Origin of the sequence: Burkholderia sp. Ax-1719 (assembly GCF_011753055.1) — a bacterium.
Classification (GTDB): domain Bacteria; phylum Pseudomonadota; class Gammaproteobacteria; order Burkholderiales; family Burkholderiaceae; genus Paraburkholderia.
This window is the reverse complement of sequence record NZ_VWWJ01000001.1, coordinates 173,046-196,981: the sequence shown is the minus strand read 5'-3', so window position 1 is coordinate 196,981 and position 23,936 is coordinate 173,046. Positions and strand designations below refer to the sequence as shown.

The 23,936-nt window shown below is 63.3% G+C and carries 19 protein-coding genes; 10 read left to right on the top strand and 9 right to left on the bottom strand.

Features of this window, described 5'->3' with window-relative positions; genetic code table 11:
- The first annotated feature begins 9 nt into the window (after positions 1–9).
- Positions 10–594 carry a GNAT family protein gene (locus tag F3J17_RS00850; protein WP_167052880.1) on the top strand — a complete coding sequence of 195 codons (585 nt, stop codon included), beginning with the start codon at positions 10–12 and terminating at the stop codon, positions 592–594.
- Between the two features lie 7 nt (positions 595–601).
- On the opposite strand, the gene F3J17_RS00845 is transcribed toward F3J17_RS00850, so the two are convergent.
- Complete coding sequence (locus F3J17_RS00845; protein ID WP_345891105.1) at positions 602–2,980, bottom strand: DNA polymerase II; 2,379 nt, start codon at positions 2,978–2,980, stop codon at positions 602–604.
- A gap of 194 nt (positions 2,981–3,174) precedes the next feature.
- Here F3J17_RS00845 and F3J17_RS00840 point away from each other — a divergent pair, with 194 nt between their 5' ends.
- Together F3J17_RS00840 and F3J17_RS00835 are read left to right on the top strand one after the other, a co-directional pair.
- Positions 3,175–3,813, top strand: coding sequence for a c-type cytochrome (locus F3J17_RS00840; protein ID WP_240160775.1), 639 nt, complete (start codon positions 3,175–3,177; stop codon positions 3,811–3,813).
- Between the two features lie 50 nt (positions 3,814–3,863).
- On the top strand, positions 3,864–4,691 hold the full coding sequence (locus tag F3J17_RS00835) for a c-type cytochrome (protein ID WP_240160774.1): 828 nt from the start codon (positions 3,864–3,866) through the stop codon (positions 4,689–4,691).
- 486 nt (positions 4,692–5,177) lie between these two features.
- Here F3J17_RS00835 and F3J17_RS36105 read toward each other — a convergent pair whose 3' ends face one another.
- Positions 5,178–5,795 (bottom strand): hypothetical protein, encoded by a 618-nt coding sequence (locus F3J17_RS36105; protein WP_240160710.1) that lies wholly within the window; start codon positions 5,793–5,795, stop codon positions 5,178–5,180.
- A 278-nt stretch (positions 5,796–6,073) separates the two neighbouring features.
- On the opposite strand from F3J17_RS36105, the gene F3J17_RS00825 reads away from it, so the two are divergent.
- Together F3J17_RS00825 and phbB are read left to right on the top strand one after the other, a co-directional pair.
- The gene (locus F3J17_RS00825) at positions 6,074–7,255 is read left to right on the top strand and encodes an acetyl-CoA C-acetyltransferase (protein WP_167052874.1); all 1,182 of its coding nucleotides are present in this window, start codon (positions 6,074–6,076) and stop codon (positions 7,253–7,255) included.
- A gap of 256 nt (positions 7,256–7,511) precedes the next feature.
- Complete coding sequence (gene phbB / locus F3J17_RS00820) at positions 7,512–8,255, top strand: acetoacetyl-CoA reductase (protein ID WP_167052872.1); 744 nt, start codon at positions 7,512–7,514, stop codon at positions 8,253–8,255.
- A 97-nt stretch (positions 8,256–8,352) separates the two neighbouring features.
- On the opposite strand, the gene F3J17_RS00815 is transcribed toward phbB, so the two are convergent.
- Entirely contained in the window at positions 8,353–9,582 is a 1,230-nt protein-coding gene (locus F3J17_RS00815) for an MFS transporter (protein ID WP_167052870.1), read from the bottom strand.
- An 815-nt stretch (positions 9,583–10,397) separates the two neighbouring features.
- Between F3J17_RS00815 and F3J17_RS36410 the strand changes: the two genes are divergently transcribed.
- Positions 10,398–10,973, top strand: a complete 576-nt coding sequence (locus tag F3J17_RS36410; RefSeq protein WP_167052868.1) for an H-NS histone family protein — start codon at positions 10,398–10,400, stop codon at positions 10,971–10,973.
- Between the two features lie 225 nt (positions 10,974–11,198).
- Entirely contained in the window at positions 11,199–12,308 is a 1,110-nt protein-coding gene (locus F3J17_RS00805) for a PHB depolymerase family esterase (RefSeq protein WP_167052866.1), read from the top strand.
- 21 nt (positions 12,309–12,329) lie between these two features.
- On the opposite strand, the gene F3J17_RS00800 is transcribed toward F3J17_RS00805, so the two are convergent.
- From F3J17_RS00800 to F3J17_RS00785, 4 genes are all read right to left on the bottom strand, one after another.
- Positions 12,330–14,603, bottom strand: a complete 2,274-nt coding sequence (locus tag F3J17_RS00800; RefSeq protein ID WP_167054371.1) for a molybdopterin cofactor-binding domain-containing protein — start codon at positions 14,601–14,603, stop codon at positions 12,330–12,332.
- A gap of 14 nt (positions 14,604–14,617) precedes the next feature.
- The gene (locus tag F3J17_RS00795) at positions 14,618–15,145 is read right to left on the bottom strand and encodes a (2Fe-2S)-binding protein (protein ID WP_167052864.1); all 528 of its coding nucleotides are present in this window, start codon (positions 15,143–15,145) and stop codon (positions 14,618–14,620) included.
- Entirely contained in the window at positions 15,142–16,428 is a 1,287-nt protein-coding gene (locus tag F3J17_RS00790) for a c-type cytochrome (RefSeq protein ID WP_167052862.1), read from the bottom strand. The genes F3J17_RS00795 and F3J17_RS00790 overlap by 4 nt, the downstream gene beginning before the upstream one ends.
- Before the next feature lie 104 nt (positions 16,429–16,532).
- Positions 16,533–17,762, bottom strand: coding sequence for an MFS transporter (locus F3J17_RS00785; protein ID WP_167052860.1), 1,230 nt, complete (start codon positions 17,760–17,762; stop codon positions 16,533–16,535).
- Between the two features lie 224 nt (positions 17,763–17,986).
- Between F3J17_RS00785 and F3J17_RS00780 the strand changes: the two genes are divergently transcribed.
- A complete protein-coding gene (locus tag F3J17_RS00780; protein ID WP_167052858.1) occupies positions 17,987–18,913 on the top strand; it encodes a LysR family transcriptional regulator in 927 nt (308 codons plus the stop codon).
- A 30-nt stretch (positions 18,914–18,943) separates the two neighbouring features.
- Here the strand turns inward: F3J17_RS00780 and F3J17_RS00775 are convergent, their stop codons facing one another.
- Both F3J17_RS00775 and F3J17_RS36530 read right to left on the bottom strand, forming a co-directional pair.
- A complete protein-coding gene (locus F3J17_RS00775; protein ID WP_345891104.1) occupies positions 18,944–19,627 on the bottom strand; it encodes a response regulator in 684 nt (227 codons plus the stop codon).
- 63 nt (positions 19,628–19,690) lie between these two features.
- Complete coding sequence (locus F3J17_RS36530; protein WP_167052855.1) at positions 19,691–20,686, bottom strand: AraC family transcriptional regulator; 996 nt, start codon at positions 20,684–20,686, stop codon at positions 19,691–19,693.
- Between the two features lie 515 nt (positions 20,687–21,201).
- Between F3J17_RS36530 and F3J17_RS00765 the strand changes: the two genes are divergently transcribed.
- Together F3J17_RS00765 and F3J17_RS00760 are read left to right on the top strand one after the other, a co-directional pair.
- Positions 21,202–22,689, top strand: coding sequence for a winged helix-turn-helix domain-containing protein (locus tag F3J17_RS00765; RefSeq protein ID WP_167052853.1), 1,488 nt, complete (start codon positions 21,202–21,204; stop codon positions 22,687–22,689).
- Positions 22,690–22,849: 160 nt separating this feature from the next.
- Positions 22,850–23,848 carry an alpha/beta hydrolase gene (locus F3J17_RS00760; RefSeq protein WP_167052851.1) on the top strand — a complete coding sequence of 333 codons (999 nt, stop codon included), beginning with the start codon at positions 22,850–22,852 and terminating at the stop codon, positions 23,846–23,848.
- The last annotated feature ends 88 nt before the right edge of the window (positions 23,849–23,936 follow it).

The following is a 23,936-nucleotide window of genomic DNA, read 5'->3' as shown; positions in this document are numbered from 1 at the left end:
GCTTATCTGATGAACACCACACCCACCTTGACCGGCAAAACGGTCGAACTGCGCCCACTGCGCGAAGCCGATGCCGCCGCGCTGGTTGAAGCCGCCGCCGACGGCGAACTCTGGAATCTGAAAGTCACCGTCGTGCCAGGGCCCACCACGGTCGACGCCTATATCGCCAAAGCGCTCGACGGCGAGCGCGCGGGCACGGTGATGCCGTTCGCGATCGTCGCGCGCGACAGTGGCCGCGTGGTGGGCAGCACGCGCTTCTGGAAGATCGACCGCGTCAATCGCAAGCTGGAGATCGGCCATACGTGGCTGTCGGCTTCGGCGCAACGCTCGTCGATCAATACCGAGGCGAAGTATCTGCTGCTGACCTATGCGTTCGAGACGCTTGAATGCGTGCGCGTGCAATTCACGACCGACGAACTCAACGAGAAATCGCGTGCGGCGATTGCGCGTCTGGGCGCGAAGCAGGAGGGCGTCGTGCGGCACGAGCGCATCATGCCGGATGGGCGCAAACGCAATTCGGTGCGCTTTAGCATCATCGACGATGAATGGCCGCAGGTGCGCGACGGACTCGAAGCGCGTTTAAAGCAGGGTTAAAGCCGCTTTAAAAGAGGCTTGCCTGACCGGAAATCAGCGTTTCGAACGCTTCGCGCAGGAAGGGCAGAATCGCATCGGCGACAGGCTGCAACTGACGCGTGAGATAGAACGTGTAATCCGGCGGCGCGCTCAGGGTTTCGAGCGGTTCCGGTCCCACGGTGGTCATGACATAGCTGATCCAGCCGCCATTCTGATACTGCAAAGGGCGGCCTTTTTCGCGGTTGTATTCGTCGGCCACGCGCGCGGCGCGCACATGCGGCGGCACGTTGCGCTGATAGTCGCTCAAAGGCCGGCGCAGACGCTTGCGAAACACCAGTTGATCGTCGAATTCTCCGGCCAGCGTGCGCCGCACGTATTCGCGCACATAATCTTCATGCGGCTCCCGCATGAAGACGCGCCGGTAGAGTTCGCGCTGGAATTGCTGCGCAAGCGGCGTCCAGTCGGTGCGCACCGTTTCCAGGCCTTTGAACACGACTTCCTCGCTGCCGTCCTTCGCCAGCGAAAGACCCGCATAGCGCTTCTTGCTGCCTTCTTCCGCACCGCGCACCGTGGGCATGAGAAAGCGCGAGTAATGGCGCTCGAATTGCAGTTCGAGTGCGCTTTGCAGTCCATAGCGATTTTCCAGTTCCGCCTTCCACCATGCATTGACATGCACAACCAGCTCGCGGCCCGTGCGCGTGGCATCTTCTTCCGAATGCGCGCGCTTGAGCCAGACGAAGGTCGAATCGGTATCGCCGTAGATGACGTCGTAGCCCTGTGCCTCGATCAGCTTGCGCGTCTGACGCATGATTTCGTGACCGCGCATGGTGATCGATGAAGCCAGACGCGGATCGAAAAAGCGGCAGCCCGTCGAGCCGAGCACGCCATAGAACGCGTTCATGATGATCTTCAGCGCTTGCGAAAGCGGCGCATTCTTTTGCCGCTTGGCGCTCTCGCGGCCATCCCAGACCTGGCGCACGATTTCGGGCAGACAGTGCAGGGTGCGCGAGAACCGCGCGCCCAGAAAACCGGGCACGGAATGCGCGTCGTCGGGCGCGAGCAAACCTTCGATCAGCCCGACCGGGTCGATCAGGAACGTGCGGATGATCGACGGATACAGGCTCTTGTAATCGAGCACCAGCACCGAATCGTAGAGGCCGGGCCGCGAGTCCATCACGAAGCCGCCAGGGCTGTTCTCGCCCACCACATCGCCGAGATTGGGCGCAACGTAGCCGAGCCGGTGCATGCGCGGCAAATACAGATGCGTGAATGCCGCGACCGACCCGCCGCTGCGATCGACGGGCAGGCCCGTCACCGAGGCGCGCTCCAGCAGGAACGCCATCAATTCGGTCTTTTCGAAAATGCGCGTGACGAGTTCGCAATCCTTGAGGTTGTAGCGCGCGAGCGCGGGCTTGTCCTCGTCGAAGCGGCGCTGGATTTCGTCCATGCGCTGATATGGATTGTCGACGGCCTTGCCTTCGCCCAGCAGCGTTTGCGATACATATTCGAGGCTGAACGAAGGGAAGCTCCAGGTGGCGGAGCGCAACGCTTCGATCCCGTCGATGATGAGCCGTCCTGCCGCCGCCGCGAAATAGTGATTCTGGTTGATGCTGTGCTCGCGCCACTCCATGACGGCGCCGCCGCGCCCGAGCCGCAGCGGCACGCCATATTGCTGCGAGTGCGCGTGCAGCACGCGCAGATCGAATTGCACCAGATTCCAGCCGATGATCGCATCGGGATCGTGTTGCGCCATCCAGGCGTTAAGGCATTCGAGCATCTGCGCGCGGCTTTCGCAGTACGCGAGATCGAAATCGAGCGCACCGGCGTCGCCATTTTGCGGCGCCAGCATATAGACCTGACGTTGCCCGCAACCTTCGAGTGCGATCGAATAAAGCTCGCCTTGCGCACTCGTTTCGATGTCGAGCGACACCAGCCGCAGCGAGGGCCGGTAATCGGCGGCGGGCTTCATTTCGCCGTCGATCAGCACGCCGGCCTCATCGGCAGCGCCGCGAAACAGCACGGGCGCGGTGATGAAACGCTCCATCATGTAGCGGTCGGGCGGCTGGATATCGGCTTCGTAGACATCGACGCCCGCTTTCGTCAGGCGCTTCGCCGCGCCCGTCAGCTGCCGATATTGCGGCGCGTATAGGCCGGCGATGGGGCGCTGGCGAAAGTCCTTGAGATCGAGCTCGCGCCATTCGACGCCTTTGTCGCGTTCGAGCGCGCGCTGCGCGGACTCGCGCTGCGCCTGCGGCACGAAGGCCACCGAGGTCTGCGGGCGCAGGCGCAACTGCCGCGGGCCGTCGGGCGTCGCGAGCCAGAAGTCGACTTCGGTATGCGTGGGCGTGTCGCGCCAGTGGCGGGTCAGAATGAAGCCCGGCGTCAGGCCGGGTTGATGCTCGGTCACGATGGGATTAAGCGCGATTTATAGGCAGGACAGTTCAGGACTTTTGCGATTGTAACGCCGCGCGGCGGGCGATAATGGGCTCGTCCACACGTACACAATCGCACGACCCATAACGAGGAGACGACATGAACGCGAAGCGTCGCGCGCGCCCGTTCGCCATGGCCGCCATGCTGGCGATGGCGATATTGCCCGTCATGCACGCGGCCAAGGGCGCTGAGCCTGAACCGCCGTCTCAATCTCCATCTCCATCAGGTCGCACGATTGCGACGCAAGGGACCGCCAAAGGCATTCCCGCCTGCATCAGTTGTCACGGAGCAAATGGCGAGGGCAACGCGGCTGCGGGCTTTCCGCGGCTCGCGGGGGTGAGCGAACCATATCTGGCGGCGCAGCTCGCCGCCTTTGCCGACGGCACACGCGAAAACAGCATCATGCAACCGTTCGCGAAGATCATGTCGCGCGATGGGCGCGAGGCGGTGGCGCAATACTTCAGCAGCCTGCCCGCGCCAAAAGATCTGCGCAGCCGGGACAGCGCCGATGTTTCGACTACCGACACCGGCGCATGGCTCGCCACGCGCGGGCGCTGGCAGCAGGATCTGCCCGCGTGCGTGCAATGTCATGGGCCGGGCGGCGCGGGCGTTGGCACGGTGTTCCCGCCGCTGGCGGGGCAACCTGCGGCCTATATCGAAGCGCAGCTCAAAGCGTGGAAAAACGGCACACGTGCGCCCGGCCCGCTCGCGCTGATGCCGACGATTGCGAGCAAGCTCAGCGACGCGGATATTCAGGCCGTAGCGCAGTATTACGCGCAAGCCGACGCGCAAGCGGCGAACAAATAACGCGGGAGACCCTGATGAAAGCCACCGTTCTGAATGTGCTGAAGCACGGCATGCTTGGCGCGTTGTTCTGCGCTGCTCATGCGTACGCCGCGCCGTTTGAACCACCCGCCGAAAGCACCATGCCCGAAGGCGATTTCGGCAAACAGGTGAAGCTCGGCGAGCAGATCTTTCTGCACACCGGCCAGTTCGCCGGCCGGTACGTGGGCAATACCTTGACCTGCGCGAACTGCCATCTGGATGCAGGCCGTAAAGCCGATGCCGGTCCGCTATGGGGCGCGTATATCTCCTATCCCGCCTGGCGCAGCAAGAATGGCCACGTGAATACCTTCGCGGAACGCTTGCAGGGCTGCTTCAACTACAGCATGAACGGCAAGCCGCCGCCGCTCGGCGACCCGGTTCTCGTCGCGCTCGAAAGCTACGCATACTGGCTGGCGACGGGCGCACCGGTCGGCGGAAAACTCGCCGGGCGCGGTTATCCCAAACTGCCTGCGCCCGCGCAGAAAGCCGATTACACACGCGGCGGCGCCGTCTACGCCCAGCATTGCGCCGTCTGTCACGGCGCGGACGGCCAGGGGCAGCGCAGCAACGGTCAGACTGTGTTTCCGCCGCTGTGGGGCGCGCAGTCATTCAACTGGGGTGCGGGCATGCACGAAATCCAGAATGCGGCGGGCTTCATCAAGGCGAATATGCCGCTAGGCCTCGGGGGAACCTTGACCGACCAGGAGGCATGGGACGTGGCGATATTCATGGACAGCCACGAAAGGCCGCAGGACCCACGCTTTACGGGATCGGTCGCGCAGACACGCGCGAAATATCACGATACGCCCAATTCAATGTACGGCATGACGGTGAACGGTCACGTTCTGGGCAGTCCATAAGCGGCTCCTCTTGCGCGGGGTTTGAATCACGCGCTTTTAATTTGATTCGGTATCCTTTGGATTGATGGGCTTTGATGTATGCGCAATATCCTGGCTCTTTAATCAGAACTGGCATCAATTAGCGATTCACGGCCAATTCGCTGGCCGGGAAACGCTAGTTGACAGGTCACGCCCTTAATTTAGCTAAAACGTATAACGCGAATTAATGATCCACATCGCATGCATTCCAGTGCATGCACTAAAGAAACCGACCCCGCATACGCCAGGCCGAATAATTTGTAATTTGATTTGCCTGACAACTGCAAGAAATAAACCCGTTCCGAATCGAATTGTGGCGACTCAGGGTTTTCACCTAATTGTGTGTTGCACAAAATTGTTAAATTGATGGCTTAGAATCAAGTCTCTAATTGCGTTGCCACGATAGTGTGCGTGTTGCGTACAGTGTCGGACGGAGTGCTCGTGAGTCGCATCGGATTGCGGCTCGATTTAGTCAATCTGTTTAGCATTTCTAACCATGAGGCATAGTCGATGACCGAGTCCACGAACGATTTCGCATCCGAACATCTCCGGGCACATTATCAGTCCGGCATCGCGGCTTTTTTCGCATTTACGCAGCCTGCTTTTAAGAGCGTCGAAGCCGTTGTCGCGCTGAATCTCCAGGCTACGCGCGCCGTGCTGGCCGAAAACGAAGCGACGCTCAAGAGCGCGCTGCAAACCGCCAGTCCTGTCGAATTGTTCACGCATCATGTCAGCACTTCGCAGCAAGCCGCCGCAAAGGCTTTGTCGTACGGTCGTCAGCTTTTCGACATCGCTACGCATGCCCAGGCGGAATTGACGCAGGCCGCTCACGCGCAAGCCGAAGCGCAGCAGGAACGTGCCAAGGCTTTCGCAGATCGTTTCTCGCAGAATGCGCCCGCTGGGTCCGCACCGTATTTCTCGGCGTTTAATTCGACCTTTGCCGCTTTTGGCAACGCCGCCGAAACGTTCCGCCAGTTCACCCAGCAAACGATTGATTCGACGCGCAAGCAATTTGATGCGCAAGTTGATTCGATTACTGCTAAAGCGCTTCAGCAGCCCGCCACGCAGGAGGCTGCAGTCATTCACGCCGCGAAATAATTGTTATTGCATTTAGCCTTCAAGACTTCGGTAAAGAAAGCGCGGTTGCTTCGCTCAAGCGTTGCACCGCGCATGCCCAATACGTTTTAGCAAACCTCGTTGAATCAATACGCATCGCTACTGCGTTTGTTCCCCGTTTTGTCATCTGTGTGTAACGGTATGCAGACACGCTAATTCATGTGACGTGAGCGTGTCGTTGATGCGCCGCGAGGTGTGGTTTTTTGAAGCAGCTATCCCGGTAAGTCTCTTTAATGCAGGAATGGAAAATGACTGACATTGTGATCGTTTCGGCCGCACGCACGGCGGTGGGTAAATTCGGCGGCTCGCTGGCAAAGGTGGCCGCGCCCGACCTCGGCGCGCTGGTGATCAAGGCGGCGCTCGAGCGCGCAGGCGTGAAGGCCGATCAGGTGAGCGACGTGATCATGGGTCAGGTGCTCACGGCAGGTTCCGGCCAGAACGTGGCGCGTCAGGCTTCGCTGAAGGCTGGTCTGCCCACAGCCGTGCCGGCGATGACGATCAACAAGGTCTGCGGTTCGGGCCTGAAGGCTGTGATGCTGGCCGCCAACGCGATCATCGCGGGCGACTCGGACATCGTGGTGGCAGGTGGTCAGGAAAACATGAGCGCCGCGCCGCACGTGCTGCCGGGCTCGCGCGACGGCTTCCGCATGGGCGACGCCAAGCTGATCGACAGCATGATCGTCGACGGCCTGTGGGACGTGTACAACCAGTACCACATGGGCGTGACGGCAGAGAACGTCGCGAAGGAATACGGCATCACGCGTGAAGAGCAGGACGCGTTTGCGGCCGCCTCGCAGAACAAGGCTGAAGCCGCGCAAAAAGAAGGCCGTTTCGACGCGGAAATCGTGCCGGTCGAAATCCCGCAGCGCAAGGGCGAGCCGCTGAAGTTCGCCACCGACGAATTCGTGCGTCATGGCGTCACGGCCGAATCGCTCGCGGGCCTGAAGCCGGCGTTCTCGAAGGAAGGCACGGTGACGGCGGCTAACGCTTCGGGTCTCAACGACGGCGCGGCCGCGGTCGTCGTGATGTCGGCGAAAAAGGCCGAGGCGTTGGGCCTTACGCCGCTCGCGCGCATCAAGTCGTACGCCGCCGGCGGCGTCGATCCGAAGATCATGGGCATGGGCCCGGTGCCGGCTTCGAAGCGTGCGCTGGAGCGCGCGGGCTGGTCGGTGGGCGATCTCGATCTGATGGAAATCAACGAGGCGTTCGCGGCGCAGGCGCTGGCCGTGAACAAGCAGATGGGCTGGGACACGTCGAAGATCAACGTGAACGGCGGCGCGATTGCCATTGGCCATCCGATCGGCGCATCGGGCTGTCGCATTCTGGTGACGCTGCTGCACGAAATGCAGCGCCGCGACGCGAAGCGCGGTCTGGCGTCGCTGTGTATCGGCGGCGGCATGGGTGTGGCGCTGGCGCTGGAACGCATTTAAATACGCACGGAAATGCTTGCGTAAGCAACGAGTCGGGTTCGCCGCGGGGCGTTTGGCTGGCGGACCCGATAGTGAATGAAGCCGTAAAAGTAGCAGCAGCAAGTTCGCGCATCATGTGATGCAAACTAGAAAACCGCGCGATCCATGCCGAGCAATCTTCGTACCCCATGCGAAGATGCCGGCCCTCGTAGCACGCGGCGCTCTTTAACAGGGCGTTGCGAGGACCATTGATTATCTTCTCTCGCGGATATACAGGATGACTAAGCGTATTGCATTGGTAACGGGTGGAATGGGCGGCCTTGGCGAGGCCATCAGCGTACGTCTGCACGACGCCGGCTACAAGGTCGTGGTGACGCACTCGCCGGACAACGCAGGGGCAAAGGAATGGTTGAAGCGTCATTCGGACGCTGGCCGCGATTTTCACGCGTACTCGGTGGACGTGGCCGATTACGATTCGTGCCAGCGCGGCGCGAAGAAGATTCAGAGCGATATTGGCCCGATCGATATTCTGGTCAATAACGCTGGCATCACGCGCGACATGACCTTCCGCAAGCTCGACAAGGTCAACTGGGACGCCGTGCTGCGTACCAACCTGGATTCGATCTTCAATATCTGCAAGCCGCTGTGCGATGCGATGGTGGAGCGCTCGTGGGGGCGCATCATCAATATCTCGTCGGTGAACGGCTCGAAGGGTTCGGTCGGCCAGACCAACTATGCGGCAGCGAAGGCGGGCATGCACGGCTTCACGAAGTCGCTGGCGCTCGAAGTGGCGCGCAAGGGCGTGACGGTCAACACGATTTCGCCGGGTTATCTGGCGACGAAAATGGTCACGGCGATTCCGCAGGACATTCTCGATTCGAAGATCCTGCCGCAGATCCCGATGGGCCGTCTGGGCAATCCGGACGAAGTGGCCGCGCTCGTGCTGTTCCTGTGCTCGGACGACGCCGGTTTCGTGACGGGTGCGAATATCCCCATCAACGGCGGCCAGCACATGCAATAAGTGTAGATGGCAGTCAGGCCGCGCAGCGCTGCTGCGCGGCAACCATCGATTCATTCGCGCCGGCGCTCTTCAGTGCCGGCGTTTTTTTTAAGGCGCGTTAAGCCGTCTTGCGATCGAGCGCGAACGACACCATCAGCACGGCAATGCCGAGCGCCGCGAGAATCGCGCCCACCCAGCCCGTCGCCAGCCAGCCGAAACCGGCGGCAATCACGATGCCGCCCAGCCACGCACCCAGCGCATTGGCGATATTGAACGCGCTGTGATTGAGGGCGGCCGCAAGCGACTGCGCGTCGCCCGCCACATCCATCAAACGCGACTGGAACGCGGGCGTGCAGGCGGAACCGAAGCCCACGCAGAACAGCACCGGCAACATCAGCCACAGATGCGGCGCAGCGGCGACGAACACCAGCAGCACGACGGCGGTAAATGCGTACATGCCGAGCATCGTGCGCTTGAGCCAGCGGTCCGCAAACCAGCCGCAAGCCATATTGCCGAGGATCATGCCAAGGCCGATCAGCGCCAGCGCCCAGGGCACGTGATAGCTCGGCAGGTGCGTGACTTCGGTGAGCGTGGACGCGACGTAGCTGTATACAGAGAAGATCCCGCCAAACCCCACCGCCGATGCCAGCAACGTCAGCAGCACCTGCGGACGGCCCAGCGCGCCCAGTTCGGTGAGTGGGCTGGCCTTGCTCGACATCGGCAAGGTGGGCACCGAATACGCGATCATGCCCGCGGTGATCAGCGCGATGACCCCGACCGATGCGAAGCAGGCCTGCCAGCCCAGCGCCTGGCCTAGCCAGGTGGCGGCGGGCACGCCAATCACGTTCGCCACGCTCAGGCCCAGCATCACCTTGCCGATTGCCGCGCCGCGTTTATGCGGCGGCACGAGTGCGGCCGCCGCGAGCGCAGCGAGACCAAAATACGCGCCGTGCGGCAGACCGGCAATAAAGCGGCTCGCGAGCGCGAAACCATAGCTATGGAAAACCGCAGTCGCGCCATTGCCGATGGCGTACAGCAACATCAGCACGATCAGCAGCGCGCGGCGCGGCATTCTTGCGAGCAGCACAGTAATGAGCGGCGCGCCGACCACCACGCCCGCAGCGTAGGCGCTGATCATATGGCCGGCTTGCGGAATCGTGACGTGCAGATCGCCGGCCATCTCCGGAAGAATGCCCATGGCGGCAAATTCAGCCGTGCCGATCGCAAAGCCGCCGAGCGCCAGCGAGAGTTCGGCGAGACCGAGTCCGTGAGGCGGCTCGATAAGCGCGGACGCGCCGCCGGTTTCGGCAGCCTCCGCGCGAAGGGATGTTTCTACAGGTGCGTTCATCGGTCAGGTCTAAAGCGAAGTCTGAAGCGGTCTAAAAGCGCGGTTTATAAATTGATGTGATGGAATGTGATCGATAACACCGGGCGCGCAAACGTCATGATGAATCGCGTGTATGACGCAAAGGCATCGCAAGGCAAGATCGGAAGCGACAAAAAACGACAGGAAGCGATACGCAGGACCTCTGCCGCATGCACCGCATGCAAGGTTCGGTCGTAGCGGGTTGGGTGAAAAAACAACAGCGGTTGGCGGAATCGAAAAGCGGAAGGTCGCCCGGCAACATTCATCCGCAGCGCGCATTTTAGATCATCTGATGTATCCACGTTGGGCGTGCAGCGTTATCGAACGCAATCCGCTACGCGCAGCCACACACAGCAACACGCTCAAACCCATTCGTTGACGCTCGCACAATCTTTTGCCAGACAACTGACTATTAGGTCTATTGCTCATAATTACAGGTGCATCGTGAGGCGCGATCGCGCGTTTGAGTCGGGTGCAGGATGCGTGCACGCAGCGAGTTTCAATTCTTCAAATTCTGTATCCTGAAGTTCGAAAGCATTTTGCTCGCGCTTTTCTGGACTCTTTCACGAGATCGAAAGTAACCGGATGAAAGGAATCGGAAAAAATTCCTGGTCTTTTAACTGCTATTGGGCCTGCGAATTGCTGAATGTCATCCAATGAGTTTGCACCTGCGGGCTCTTTACCGCCATAATCCGGATTGCCACGATGGCAATTGCCGATATGGACCAGACCAAACTTCGCCATGCAAACGAAGTTTCACAGGTGTCTGGAGACGAAATCCGATAAGGGAGGTGAGTATGGTGACTTTGGACGCGATCAACCTGAAGATCGCAAAGCTGCAAAAACAGGCGGAAACGCTTTCGCATAAGCAGGCATCGGTGGGTCTCACGAAGATTCGTGACCTGATGCACAAGCATGGCTTGAGCGTCGCCGATATTGAATCGTTCGTCGGCAAGAAGCGTGGTCGCAAGCCGGGCGTCGCTGCCGCCAATGGCGTGGCAAAAGCGCCGCGCGCCGCGGTGCATCACGTTGCACCGAAATACGCGGACCCGAAAACGGGCGCGACGTGGACCGGCCGTGGCCGTGCGCCGCTGTGGATTCGCGACGTGAAAGACCGCTCGAAATTCCTGATCGAAGGTGCAACGGCTGCTGCCGCACCGAAGGTTGCCGCTAAGACGACTGGCGCGAAGCGTGGCCCGAAGCCCGGCTTCAAGCGCGCTGCCGCGAAGTCCGCTGCCGCAACGAAGACAGGTGCCAAGCGTGGTCGCAAGGCCGCTGCAACGGCTCCCGCTCCCGCGAAGAAGACGCGTGCGCCCCGCAAGCCGCGCGCCGTCGCCGTGGAAGCCGCTGCCGCTCCGGCCGCAGCAGCGTAAATAGCGCAAAGGTTGTAAATGAAGTAAAGGCTGGCCGCCGGAATGGCGTAACCGGCCTTTACGACGGATTCTGGAAACTGGCGCAATGCCGGTTCTCATGATCCGCCCGATTGGGTTACCGTACTCCAGTATTGGCTGAATTCGCCGGGCGTCCGTTGTGGACGTCCGGACTCTTTGCGGCTCTTTGCTGTTTTGCCGCGCCGCTTCGCTGTCACCGCCCACGCCATGCCCAGGAAAAAATCCAGCGTCTGGCTTCGAGGTTTAGACCTGCTCGCAAGCGTCATGGCGCCGCCGCCGAAAAAGGCTAGCCGGCGTAAAACCGCAGCCGTCAAACTCTCCACGAATGCCACTGTGAAACGCGCAAAACGCGTTTCGTCTACATCGGGTGCGTCTAAAAGCGCAACGCCAAAAGCTCGTTCGAAAGCGCCGCCGAAGTCATTGCCGGGTCGCTGGCTACGCTCGTTTCATTCCGCGCCGCCCACCGCCGGGCGTCTGGTCAATCACCTCGCTTACGCGCTTTATTTACCTGCATCCGTTGAAACGACGGTCAATTTGCCGCTCGTCGTGATGTTGCACGGTTGCAAACAGACCGCGGAATCGTTTGCGCGCGGCACGCGTATTTGCCAGCGTGCCGAACGGGCCGGTTTTGCCGTACTGTTGCCTGAGCAGGCGAAAACCGCGCATGCGCAGGGTTGCTGGCATTGGCACGACGATCCCGCTAATACGGAGGCGCCCTCGGTTGCTTCGTTGATCGGCGCTATCGTTGCGGAATATGGATTTGACGCGCAGCGTATTTATCTGGCGGGGATTTCGGCGGGCGCGGGTTTGGCGGCGATGCTGGCAATTGAACATCCGCAATTGTTTGCCGCGGTGGGCCTGCATTCCGGGCCGGTATTTGGCGCGGCGACCTCCACCATGACGGCGATGAGCGTGATGCGCCGCGGCACGCGGGAAAACCCCGTGCATCTGATCGATGCGCGCGTGGATATCAATCACTATCCCGGCATGCCAACCGTCATCGTGCACGGCGAAATCGACGCGGTGGTGGCAAAACACAATGCGGAGCAATTGACGCTTCAATTCGCGCGCCTGAACCGGCTGGTCGACGCAGAAGGCGAATTACGCGTGGGCGAGCAGCGCTTTTATAGCCGCGATGGCGCGGACTACACGGATTACGTAAAAGGCGGCCGCAATGTGGTGCGGCTGTGCGTAGTGCGCGGTTTGGGCCACGCCTGGAGCGGCGGCGACCCTAGCGAGCCATTTCATTCGGCGCGCGGGCCGGACGCCACGGGCTTATTGTGGAATTTTTTCAGACGCCAGCGCCGAATCACTTAAATGCCGCGCCGGAATTCAGTTTCAAACCTCAATCAGGCGACGCAGTCTATCGCCTGCGAGCGGCATGTTCCGCACGCGCTGACCGGTCGCGTCGAATAGCGCATTGCCGAGCGCGCCCGCCGTCGGCCCCATCGACGCTTCCGCCGCGCCCAGAAACGGCGCGCCGGGCCGGTCGATCAAATGCACATTGAGGCTCTTCGGCACGGAGGAAAACCGCAGAATCGGATAACTGCTCCAGTCGAAACTGCGAATGCGCGCGGTATCGAAACGCAGTGATTCGTGCAGCGTCCAGCTTGCCGATTGAATCACGCCGCCTTCGATCTGATTGCGAATGCCGTCGGGATTGACGATCTGCCCGGAATCCACGGCGACTTCCGCGCGCTCCAGCGTTATCTGGCCAGTTTCTGGCTCGACGGCGATTTCCACTGCAATCGCCACATAAGCCATCAGATTCTTGTATTTCGCAAACCCGAAACCCACGCCGCGATTACGCTCACGCGGCGGGCGCGGCCAGCCAAAACGCTGTGCCGCAAGCTGAATCACGTCGCGCGCACGCGGATCGTCCATATGCTTCAGACGAAATGCCACGGGATCGGTCCCGGCGGCATGCGCGAGTTCGTCCATGAAACTTTCGATCGCGAAGATATTGGTGTGCGCGCCGAGCGAGCGCATGGCCGAGGTCTGCAGCGGCATCGTCGGCGAAAAATGATTGATGACCTCGATATTGGGCAGCGTATAAAGCGGAATCGCGTTACGGTCGCCGCCGCCTTCGGGTTGCACCATCGGCTCCGATGGCGCGGAAACGAAGGGCTTGGCCAGCATGCGCGCGGGCAGCAGACGCCCCGCATTGACGATGCGCTCGTTGTGCGAACTGCTCCATAGCGCGTACTGCCAGTCGACGATGCGGCCCTGCGCATCCAGCGAGGCGCTCGCTTCGGTGACCATCGCGGGCGTGAAATGGTCCCACGTATGCTCCTGCTCGCGCATCCACTGCACGCGCACCGGGCGGCCCGGCATGGCGTGCGCGATCAGCGCGGCGTGCGCGGCCACGTCGTCCGCGCCATTGTGGCCGTAGCAGCCGGAGCCTTCCGTATGAATACAGCGCACGTCGTCTTTTTGCATCGCGAGCATCTCGGCGAGCGCATCGCGCAGCGGATACACGCCCTGCGAATGCGTCCAGACCGTGAGTTTGCCGTTTTCCAGTTGCGCCACCGCGCAGGACGGGCCAATCGAGCCATGCAGCAAATAGTCCTTGAGGTACGTGGCGTGCAGCGTCTTGACCGCGGGCGCAGCGCCCGTGTGCTGGCTGGCGATCGGGATCGTGCGCGTGGCGATGCGCCTGAGGTCGCCGTGCACCGTGGCCGGATCGGGCAGTGCGCGGCCGGGCGTCCATCGGCAACTCGCGGCCAGGGCGCGCTGCGCTACCACCGCCTGCCATTCCCCCGCCGCGACCACGGCCAGCATGCTGCCGTCGCGCACGATCTTCACCACGCCCGGCAGCTTGACGATGGCGGCCTCGTCGAAAGCCAGCAGCGTTGCGTCATAGACAGGCGGCATCACCACGCGCGCATGCAACATGCCGGGCAACTGCATGTCCTGCACATAGCTCGCGCCACCCGTGACCTTGCCCGGAATATCGACGCGTGGCAGTGACGTGCCGATCACCCGAAACGTCTTCGGGTCCTTGAGCGGCGAAACGGGTTGCGCGTTGCGATGTAGATCGACCAGCGCGACCGCCTCGCCGTAGCTCATCGTCCGGCCGTCGGGCGCGCGAATCACGGCGTCCTGCGCGCTCAGCGCATTCCCTGGTATGCCGAAATGTCTGGCGGCGGCGTCCATCAGCAGACCGCGCACCTGCGCGGCGGCGTTGAGCAGGGCGCTGCCGCTATCGGCGATGGTGTGGCTGCCGGCGGTCAGTCCTTCGTCGGGCGATGCGCCGGTGTCGGCGGTGAGGAAGGTTATGAGCGAGGGCGTCATGTTCAGCTCCTCAGCCGCCACTTGCAGCAGCGCCGTGCGCACGCCGGTGCCTAGCTCGACCTTGCCGGTGAAGACGGTCACGTGGCCGTCGGGCGCGATCTTGATCCACGCGTCCAGCAGCGGATTGGTCTTGAGACTGCCCGCCAGCGTCTGGGTGTTGCGCGAGATCGTCACGGCCTTGCCTTCGTCGGCGATCACCTGCTGCGCGAAGGCGTCGACGCCCGGTATCAGGCTGAAAGCGACGAACAGCGCGCCCGAGCGCATGAAGCGGCGGCGGCCTGGATCGACGGGTTCGAGCGCTTCGGGTTCCTCATGCATCACATCGGAATGGCTCATTTTGCGTGCGCCTCCACGCTGGCCGATGCTACAAGCGGTTGCGAGCGCAACGTTTCGGAACGTGTGTCGGGCAGCCCGGCCACTTCGCGCACCGCCGCAAGAATGCGCATATGCGTGCCGCAGCGGCAGAGATTGGGCTCCATATGCTCGCGCAGGTCGGCTTCGCTGGGATGCGGATTGCGGTCGAGCAGCGCCTGCGCGCGCATGATCATGCCGGCGATGCAGTAGCCGCATTGCGCCGCCTGATGCTTGATGAACGCGCGCTGGAGCGCGCCGGGCTGCTGCGCGCTGCCGAGGCTTTCGATCGTGCGTACCGGCCTGATGCCGATGGCGCTCACGGGCACGAGGCAGGAAAACGTGGGCTTGCCGTCCACCAGCACCGTGCAGGCGCCGCATTGGCCGAGTCCACAGCCGAACTTCGCGCCGTGCAGATGGAGGTCGTTGCGCAGCGCGTAGAGCAGCGGCGTCGACGGATCGATATCGAGGATGTGTTCGTGGCCGTTCACGTTGAGCGTCGTGGTCATCGTGCGCTGTCCTGTTTTCTGAGCTGGGCGGCCAGTGCCTGGGCGTCGGGCCACGGGGTTTTCGTTGTGTACGCGCCGCGCAGATACGCGGCCAGATCGGCGATCTGGCGGTCGTCGTAGATCGCGGCGAAGGCGGGCATGTAGTTCATGGCGTCTTCGCCATGCCAGCCGATGCCGTTCAGCATCATCTGGATGGCGTTGCGCGGCGTCGTCGCGTTGACGGCGGTGCTGTCGGCGAGCGTCGGGCGCAGGCCGATCGACTGCATCGGCGCGGCGGGGCCGTGGCATTGCGCGCAGGAAGCGGCGAACAGCACGGCGCCGCGTTGTTGCGCCTCGCCGGGCGTGTGTGATGCGCGGGATTCGTTCGTGTCGCGCGGCGCTTTTTGAATCGACAGAATGTAGGCCGCGATGGCGTCTACGTCCTCGGGCGGGACGGTGGCCAGATCGCGTGTGACTGGCAACATGGGGCCTGCCGCCGCACCGTGTTCGGAGGCGCGGCCGGTGCGCAGATACGTGGCGAGTTGCGCCTGGGTCCACGGCTTCGCGGCCTCGCCCAGCGCGTTGAGCGCGGGCGCTTCCCAGCCGTCGACGATACCGCCGTCGAACGCATGGCCGAGCTTTTCACCGCCGATTGCGTTGAGCGGCGAATGGCAGGACGCGCAGTGGCCGAGGCCATCGACGAGCTGTTTGCCGCGACGCCATTGCGCCTCGTGCGCCGACATTCCGGCCGTAACCGCATCGCGCGGCCCGGGCCGCAAAAACAGCACATTCCAGAACGCCACCAGTGGCCGGAAATTGAGCGGGAAGATCAGCGCATTGGGCGGCGTGGTCTGGTTGACCGGTTCGCGGCTCATCAGATACGCGTAAGCCGCTGCGATGTCGTGATCGGACATGCGCGTGAAATGCACATACGGAAACGCCGGATAGAGCTGATGGCCGTCCCGCGCAATGCCATGACGCAAGGCGCGTGCGAAAGCTTCCTGCGACCACGCGCCAATGCCGGTCTGCACATCGGGCGTGATATTGGTCGCGTAGATCGTGCCGAACGGCGTGGCGAGCGGCAGGCCGCCCGCAAACGGATGGCCGCCCGACTTCGTGTGACACACGACGCAATCGCCCAGCGCCACCACGCGGGCGCCTTCGAGTTTCAGCTGCGTGCTGAAGGCCGGGGGCGCGGGCGGCGCTTGCGGTGCGATGGCCGGTTCGTACAGGATGGCGGCGACGGCGGCGAGGCCCACGACAGCCACGGCCGTCGCGCCGATCAGCCAGCGTTTGCGGATCATGACCGCACCTTCGGCGAAGGGAAGTCAGACGAAAGTGCGGACATGAAGCGTTCCTTGTGCAAACGTGGGGAAACGGAAAATGGCGACGGCCAGCGCGACCGGCGTTACGACGCCAGGCCTTGTGCATGCTTCACTGCATGCGGGCCGCCGACGATCAGAAAATGCGCGAACGCGATCAGCGGGAACGCAGCAGCGACGCCCGCGACCAGCGGCCAGCCGCCGTGCTCGTAAAGCACGCTCGCCATTGCCGAACCGATTGCGCCGCCGACGAAAATGCTCGTCATATAGAGCGCGTTGAGGCGGTTGCGGCTCGCGGCATGCAGTGCGTAGATCTCGCGCTGGCCCAGCACCATGTTCATCTGCACCGCGAAGTCGAGCAGCACGCCCGTCGCGACGAGCCCGGCGAGGCCGGTGGCGTGCTGCACGAGCGTGGTCGCATAGGACAGCGCGCCCACCACCAGAGCGATCATGGTCGCGCGCACCGAATGCCCGGCATCGGCGAGACGGCCTGCCATCGGCGCGGAAGTGGCGCCAATCGCGCCCACGAGGGCGAACAGGCCGATGCCGCCTTGTGAGAGACCGTAGTGACGCGTCAGTTCGATCGGCACGGCGGTCCAGAACAGGCTGAACGAGGCGAACATCAAGCCCTGATAGAGCGCGCGATGACGCAGCACCGGCATGGTCCGCACGAGATGCAGCAGCGAGCCGATCAGCGCGAAATACGTCGCGCGATGCTCGGGCTGGCGGCGCGGGATGGTGAAAGCGAGCACGCCGGTCACCAGCGTCATCAGCACGGCGGCCGCGCCGAACACCACGCGCCAGCCGAAGCAGCCTGCTACCACGCTGGAGAGTGGCCGCGCCAGCAAAATGCCGAGCAGCAGGCCGCCCATGATGGTGCCGACGACGCGTCCGCGCGAATGATCGGGTGCGAGATGCGCGGCGAGCGGCACGAGAATCTGCACCGCCACCGAACTGAAGCCGATCAGTAGCGACAGCGCGAGGAACGCGCCCGCGCCGTGCGTGACGGCAGCGGCGGCCAGACTCGCGATCGAGACCAGCGCCGTGACGATCATCAGCTTGCGGTTTTCGAGCAGGTCGCCAAGCGGCACGATAAAGAACAGGCCGAGCGCATAGCCGATCTGCGTGAGCGAGACGATCAGGCTGGCCGCGCCGTTCGACAGATGCAGCGACGGTGCAATCAGCTCAGTGATCGGCTGCGCGTAATAGAGGTTGGCGACGATCGCGCCGCAGCTGAAAGCGAACAGCGCGATGAGGCCTGAAGTGAGCGGAGCGGCCTGCGCTCCGCGACTCATGCTGCGCGAGGGTGTAGACATTCCAGTCTCCTTGAACGATGAGGCAAGACAGCGCAAAGCTTAGGCGCGCGTCAGAGAGGCCGGAATACGTCCGCCACGCAAGCTCACGTTGCGCGACGCGCAATAAGAGAAATCGTGACAGGGCGTGGCTTAAAAATCCTTAAGCCCGACCTTAAAAGAACTGGATGGGCGTTTCGGAGCACGCCCGCACAGGCCGCCCGCGGCGCGCGGGCATAATGGCGCGCATGGATAAACTGCTCGCTCTCACTACGCTGCTGGAAGTCGCCGACAGCGGCGGCTTCGCCAAAGCCGCGCGACGGCTTGGCGTGGCGACCTCGTCGGTGATGCGGCTGATGGACAGCCTCGAAGCGTCGCTTGGCGCGGCACTGCTCACGCGCACGCCCCGCCGCGTGAGTCTCACCGACGCGGGCGCGGCCTACGTCGAACAGGTCTCGCGCCTGCTCGACGAGTTGAGCGAAGCCGACGAAAGCGTGCTGGACCGCGGCGCCGCCCCGGCGGGCGCGCTGCGCATCACCGTGCCGTCGGCGTATTGCCGGGCCGTGCTCGGGCCGCATCTGGCGGCGTTTGTGCGCGAGCATCCGCGCGTCGCGCTCGACGTGCTGGTGGCGGACCATTTCGTCGATCTCGCGCTGGAACGCATCGATGTCGCAGTGCGCATCGGCGCGCCGGCGCGCGACCCGAACCTGATCGTGCGCACGCTGCAGGAGAACCCGCGCTGGCTGGTGGCAAGCGCCGATTACCTCGCGCGTGCGGGCAAGCCCGCCACGCCCGCCGATCTCGCGGAACACGAATGCGCGCGCATCAGCTATGCGGGCGGTTATCGCGCGCGTCAGGCGTGGACTTTCGCAAGGGCGGACGCACCGGATACGGCGGACGACTCAACCGAAGTCGTGAATGTGCGCGGGCGGCTGGTGACGAACAACGTCGATATGCTGCACGAAGCGGTGCGCGCGGGGCAGGGTGTGGCATTGCTGCCCGCCTGGCTCGTGCGGGAAGAAGTGACGAATGCGAAGCTGGAACGTCTTTTTGCGGACTATCGCGTCACGGCCCAAGGCGGCGACGCAGTGGTGTACGCGGCCTGGCTGCCCAACCGGCGGCATTCGAGCAAGGTGCGCGCATTGCTGGCGTTTCTGGAAGCGCGGCTGGTTTAGAACAACCCATTCAAGCGCTAGATTCAGGCGCTAAACGACGCGCTCGCTCGCGCATTCACTGCCTTGCGTCTGCGCAATGCCCAGGCGGTGCGCGAGTATCACCAGTTCCGCGAACGAGCGCGCCTGCATCTTGCGCATCGCACTGCCGCGATGGATCTTCACAGTGACTTCGCTGATGCCGAGTTCATCGGCGATCTGCTTGTTCATCCTCCCCGAGGCCGCGAGCGCCATCACCTCGCGCTCGCGTTGCGACATCGACTCGAAACGCGTCGCCACGTCGTGATTGGCGCGGTTCGCCGCGCGCCGAGCGCGGTCGCGTTCGAGCGACACCGCAATCGCATCCAGAAAATCCTGATCCCGAAACGGCTTGGTGAGGAAGTCGGTTGCGCCGGCCTTCATCACGCGCACGCTCATCGGCACATCGCCGTGGCCGGTAATGACGATCACCGGAATCGGGTCGCGCATGGCGTTGAGCGTGTCCTGCAGCGTGAGGCCGCTATTGCCGCGCAGACGCACGTCGAGCACGAGACAACAAGGCTCGTCGTCGCGCACAAAGTCGAGAAATGCCTGCGCATTGAAAAAGCCGCGCGCACCCAGTCCCACCGAGCGCACCAGCATGCAGAGCGCTTCGTTGACGGACGCGTCGTCGTCGACGATATAGACCATCGGCGTGTCGCGGGGAGTAGGGGCGTCGATGCTGGACTGCGGGTTCACGTTTGGGTTCCGGATGCGCGCGCATGAATGGGACGACGCGCGTGAAGGCATCCTAGCGTGGCGTTAACCCGGTGTCTTGTCGCTTATTGAACCGTTTTGGCGAAAATGGTGCAGCGGCTCTTCGGCGCTGGCCGAGCCGAGGTTCATCGTTGCGTTCTGCCGTCGCCAGGTGCCGGGCGCGGTGCCCACCGCCTTGGAGAACATGCGCGTGAAGTGCGTCTGGTCGGAAAAGCCGCAGGCATTGGCGATTTCGACGAGTGTGAGCGTGCTATGCGCGAGCATGCCCTGCGCCTGGGCGATGCGTTGCGAGAGTTGCCACTGATAAGGCGTGTAGCCCGTTGAGCCGCGAAATGCGCGGATGAAATAGCTGGACGAAAGGCGGCATTCGGCGGCGATGGCCTCAACCGAGGAGCCAGCGTTCGCGCCCGCGCCTTCGAGCAGCAGTTCCTTGGCACGGGTCTCCTGCCAGCGCGACAGCGTCGCGCGCCGCAGTGATGAGCGCGCACTCACGCCGCCGTAGTGCGTGACCAGATGCTGCCCCATGGCGAGGCCAATCTGTTCGAGAAAGAGCGGGCTGTGCGTTTCAGGGTGCTCGAAGGCGGGCAAGAGCGCGCGTGAGAGATGGCCAAAAACGTCGTCGCGCTGGCCGACGACGCGCGCAAGACCGGTCACGCGATGGCGCGAGGCATCCGCGCCCATGCGCTCCAGCCAGGCGCGCGGCACTTCCACCAGCACGAAGTCGAACGAGCCGGACAGATCGGCGCGATAGTTGTCGTCGAAATCGCGCACATAAAGCGCATGCTCGCCGAAGTCATGGGCGCTGGCGGCTCCGCCGCGCATGATGCGCCGCCGATGGCCGCCTTGCAGCGAGACGCCGACGAGAAAGCCGCGATCCTCGGCCTGTGTCTCGACCTGGCCGAAGATGCGCTCGCGCGCGTGTTTGCGGTGCAGATTCAGCTCGCCCGCGTCGAGCTGCTGGCTCAGCGCGAGCCGTTCGAGCGCGCAGCCGAAGCCGTCGCGTGGGGAGTTGGCGCGCGGGGAGCGGGTCTCGGTGGTCACGGGCACTATCTCCGGGAGCGTCGATACCGGCGCGGCAAGCCGGCGCCGTCGGACTGGAAGTATAGGGCATGTCATATTTCCGGGTGAGGCGTGTGGTGAATGGCCGATTAATTGTCGGAATTAATCATCGGATTTAATCGCCGATATTCGCGCCTCTATTCTTCCAGGCAAAAGACTCTATTCAGATCGGTGCGCCACTCATACTTTGGTATTAATCGCGCCCGCACTACGCGGGAGAAGCACTTAAATGCGTCGGTGGGCCACGGCGCAGCGCGCCGGAGCGCTCCGCTTCGCGGTTGTTACCGGTATCGCGGCCACACCTATGGATGATGGAACTCGTCGCTGGGACGCCCTACGATTCGCTTGACGACACGGTTCGCCTGCGTCAGGACAGCGGCGCAACGGCGCGGCGCGGTTCCTCGTGCTTCGCGCGGCGAGCCGCACGATATAGCGATTCCGCGATCTGGCGATCAGACGAAATTCAGACAAAAAGGGGAGAAGATGACGAGGAAACCATGCACCAGTTCGACCGGGTGACAGTGTCGCTGGCGAGCCGCGAACTCTATCTGGACGGCAAGCCCTGGCCGCTGAGCGCGCGCGCATTCGATATTCTCGCGCTCCTGATCGAGGCTGACGGCAGGATCGTCTCGAAGGACGCCATCCTCGACGCCGTATGGCCGAACACCATCGTCATCGACAACAACATCCAGGTGCATATCTCCGCGCTGCGCAAGCTGCTGGGCGGCAAGCACGGCTGGATTCGCACCGTGGCGGGCCGCGGCTACCGGCTGGCGGCGCCTGAGGCGCGCGTACCGGCGAAGGCCGCCGCGTCTGCGCCGGCACTTGCAGCCGCCTGCGCTTCTGCTCTCGCTCCCGCCTCCGCGCCGCGCGGCGAATTTTGGCCGGGCGCGGTGCCCCGCATGCCGCTGATCGGCCGCGAAGATCAGCTCGCCGAACTGCTCGCGCTGCTCGACGCCGAAACCCTGCTGACGCTCGCAGGCGCGGGCGGCGTGGGCAAGAGCGCGCTGGCGTGCGAACTGGCCTACGCGCGCAGCGCGGGCACCGGGGCAGGCATCCGCTATATCGACTTTTGCGCGGAAATCGCCCACTGCGCGCCGCACGCCGTGCCGCATCTGCCGACCTTCGATCAGGCCGCCGCCGCGCGTCACACGATCTTCGTCGTCGACGGCTGCGAGTGCGCAATCGACGAAGCCGCAGCTTATTGCCATGCGCTGAGCGCCGCGTATCCGCATGCGCGTGTGGTGGCGACGAGCCGCGAGCCGCTGCGTATCGCCGGGGAGCGTGTCTATCGCGTCGCGCCACTGGCGCTGCCGCCGCAGGACGCGAGCGAAGCGCGCCTGCGTGCGAGTCCGGCCGTGCAGCTCTTTTTGCGTCATGCGTGCGCGGGCGAGACCGGCAACCCGCTGGCCACGCCGCCGCTGGAGATGGTCGCGGCGCTGTGCCGCCTGCTGGATGGCTTGCCGCTCGCGCTGGAACTGGCCGCACGGCGCGCCGCCTTGATCGGCGTGGGGCCGCTGCTCGCGCAACTCGATACCCAGTTGCTCGTCTTGCCCAATGGCCTGCGCGGCGTGCCGGCGCGGCAGCGCACGCTGGGTGCGACGCTCGAATGGAGTCATGCGCGGCTCGATGCGATCGAGCAGACGGTGTTGCGCCGTATCGCGGTGTTCGAAGGCGCGTTCGAACTCGATGCCGCGACGGAACTCGCAGCCTGCGCCCTGTTCGACGCGGATCTCGTGATTGAAGGATTGAGCGGGCTGGTGTCGAAATCGCTGCTGCTGGCCGAGCCGCATGCGATGACGGCGGCGATGCGCTATCGCCTGCCGCGCGTGACCCGCGCGTTCGCGCTCGACAAGCTGGCTCAAGCGGACGAGACACGCTGGCTGGAACGCGAGAATGCGGCCGATGCGCAGGACCTGGACGCCTTCTCTGTCCTTCATCCCTCGCCGCGAGAAAAGAGCGCGTCGCTGGCATTTGCCGCATAAATTGAAATCAGACAACGCGGCTTCATCGCCTTTCAGGATTCTTCAGGTTTCGATAAGGACTTCCGTTTCTGTCGTCGTTAAGCTGCCGTCAGGCATGCGGATTCGTTCGCATCGCTATCGATAACCACGCAGCTACCACGTTCGACGGAGAAAAACCCGCATGACCACGCAACAGATCCACCCGACCCCCGCTTCGGCCACGCGCCGCCGTCTGCTTTCCGCGAGCGCTGGCGTGGCCGGCGCCGTTGCCGCCATGTCGAGCCTGAGCGCCAGCGCCGCAACGGCCGCAGGCGCGGCGGGCACGGCCCACGCGCACGGCACGGGTCATCATCACGGTGGCGGCTTCGTCAATGCGAAGGACGGCACGCCGATCTATTTCAAGGACTGGGGCACGGGCACGCCGGTGGTGTTCTCGCACGGCTGGCCGCTGTCCGCCGACGCGTGGGACGCGCAGATGCTGTTCCTCGTGAACCAGGGCTATCGCGTGATTGCGCATGATCGCCGTGGCCACGGCCGCTCGGGTCAGCCGTCCGAGGGCAATGATATGGATACCTACGCAGACGATCTCGCCACGGTGCTCGACGCACTCGACGTGAAGGGCGCGATGCTCGTGGGTCACTCGACCGGCGGCGGCGAAGTCGCGCACTACATCGGCCGTCATGGCGAAAAGCGCGTGGCCAAGGCCGTGCTGATCGGCGCGGTGCCGCCGATCATGGTGAAGACCGAAGCGAACCCGAATGGCCTGCCGATGTCGGTGTTCGACGGCATCCGCGCGGGGGTGGCCGCCAACCGTTCGCAGTTCTATCTGGATCTCGCCACGCCGTTCTACGGCTTCAACCGCCCCAACGCCAAGGTCTCGCAAGGTCTGGTGCAGGACTTCTGGCGTCAGGGCATGGCCGGTTCGATCAAAGGCCAGTACGAGTGCATCAAGCAATTCTCGGAAGTCGATTACACCGAAGACCTTAAAAAGATCAGCGTGCCCACGCTGATCCTGCACGGTGACGACGACCAGATCGTGCCGATCGACGATTCGGCGAAGCTCTCGGCGAAGATCGTCAAAAACGCTACGCTCAAGGTCTACGCGGGCGCGCCGCACGGCATGTGCAGCACGCACGTCGATCAGGTCAATCAGGATCTGCTGGCGTTTCTGAAGGCGTAATGGCCGCGCGCTGAAAGCGCGCACAAGGCCTGAATCAAAGCCGCCCGATAGCGATATCGGGCGGCTTTTCCATTGATGCAAACGAACG

Bases quoted from the DNA above. Each gene is read 5' to 3' on its own strand.
- F3J17_RS00815 (WP_167052870.1), bottom strand. From the start codon at position 9,582: ATGAACGCACCTGTAGAAACATCCCTTCGCGCGGAGGCTGCCGAAACC.
- F3J17_RS36410 (WP_167052868.1), top strand. From the start codon at position 10,398: ATGGTGACTTTGGACGCGATCAACCTGAAGATCGCAAAGCTGCAAAAA.
- F3J17_RS00790 (WP_167052862.1), bottom strand. From the start codon at position 16,428: ATGATCCGCAAACGCTGGCTGATCGGCGCGACGGCCGTGGCTGTCGTG.
- F3J17_RS00800 (WP_167054371.1), bottom strand. From the start codon at position 14,603: ATGCATGAGGAACCCGAAGCGCTCGAACCCGTCGATCCAGGCCGCCGC.
- F3J17_RS00850 (WP_167052880.1), top strand. From the start codon at position 10: ATGAACACCACACCCACCTTGACCGGCAAAACGGTCGAACTGCGCCCA.
- F3J17_RS00785 (WP_167052860.1), bottom strand. From the start codon at position 17,762: ATGTCTACACCCTCGCGCAGCATGAGTCGCGGAGCGCAGGCCGCTCCG.
- F3J17_RS00780 (WP_167052858.1), top strand. From the start codon at position 17,987: ATGGATAAACTGCTCGCTCTCACTACGCTGCTGGAAGTCGCCGACAGC.
- F3J17_RS00805 (WP_167052866.1), top strand. From the start codon at position 11,199: ATGCCCAGGAAAAAATCCAGCGTCTGGCTTCGAGGTTTAGACCTGCTC.
- phbB (WP_167052872.1), top strand. From the start codon at position 7,512: ATGACTAAGCGTATTGCATTGGTAACGGGTGGAATGGGCGGCCTTGGC.
- F3J17_RS00765 (WP_167052853.1), top strand. From the start codon at position 21,202: ATGCACCAGTTCGACCGGGTGACAGTGTCGCTGGCGAGCCGCGAACTC.
- F3J17_RS00760 (WP_167052851.1), top strand. From the start codon at position 22,850: ATGACCACGCAACAGATCCACCCGACCCCCGCTTCGGCCACGCGCCGC.
- F3J17_RS00795 (WP_167052864.1), bottom strand. From the start codon at position 15,145: ATGACCACGACGCTCAACGTGAACGGCCACGAACACATCCTCGATATC.
- F3J17_RS00835 (WP_240160774.1), top strand. From the start codon at position 3,864: ATGCTTGGCGCGTTGTTCTGCGCTGCTCATGCGTACGCCGCGCCGTTT.
- F3J17_RS00840 (WP_240160775.1), top strand. From the start codon at position 3,175: ATGCACGCGGCCAAGGGCGCTGAGCCTGAACCGCCGTCTCAATCTCCA.
- F3J17_RS00825 (WP_167052874.1), top strand. From the start codon at position 6,074: ATGACTGACATTGTGATCGTTTCGGCCGCACGCACGGCGGTGGGTAAA.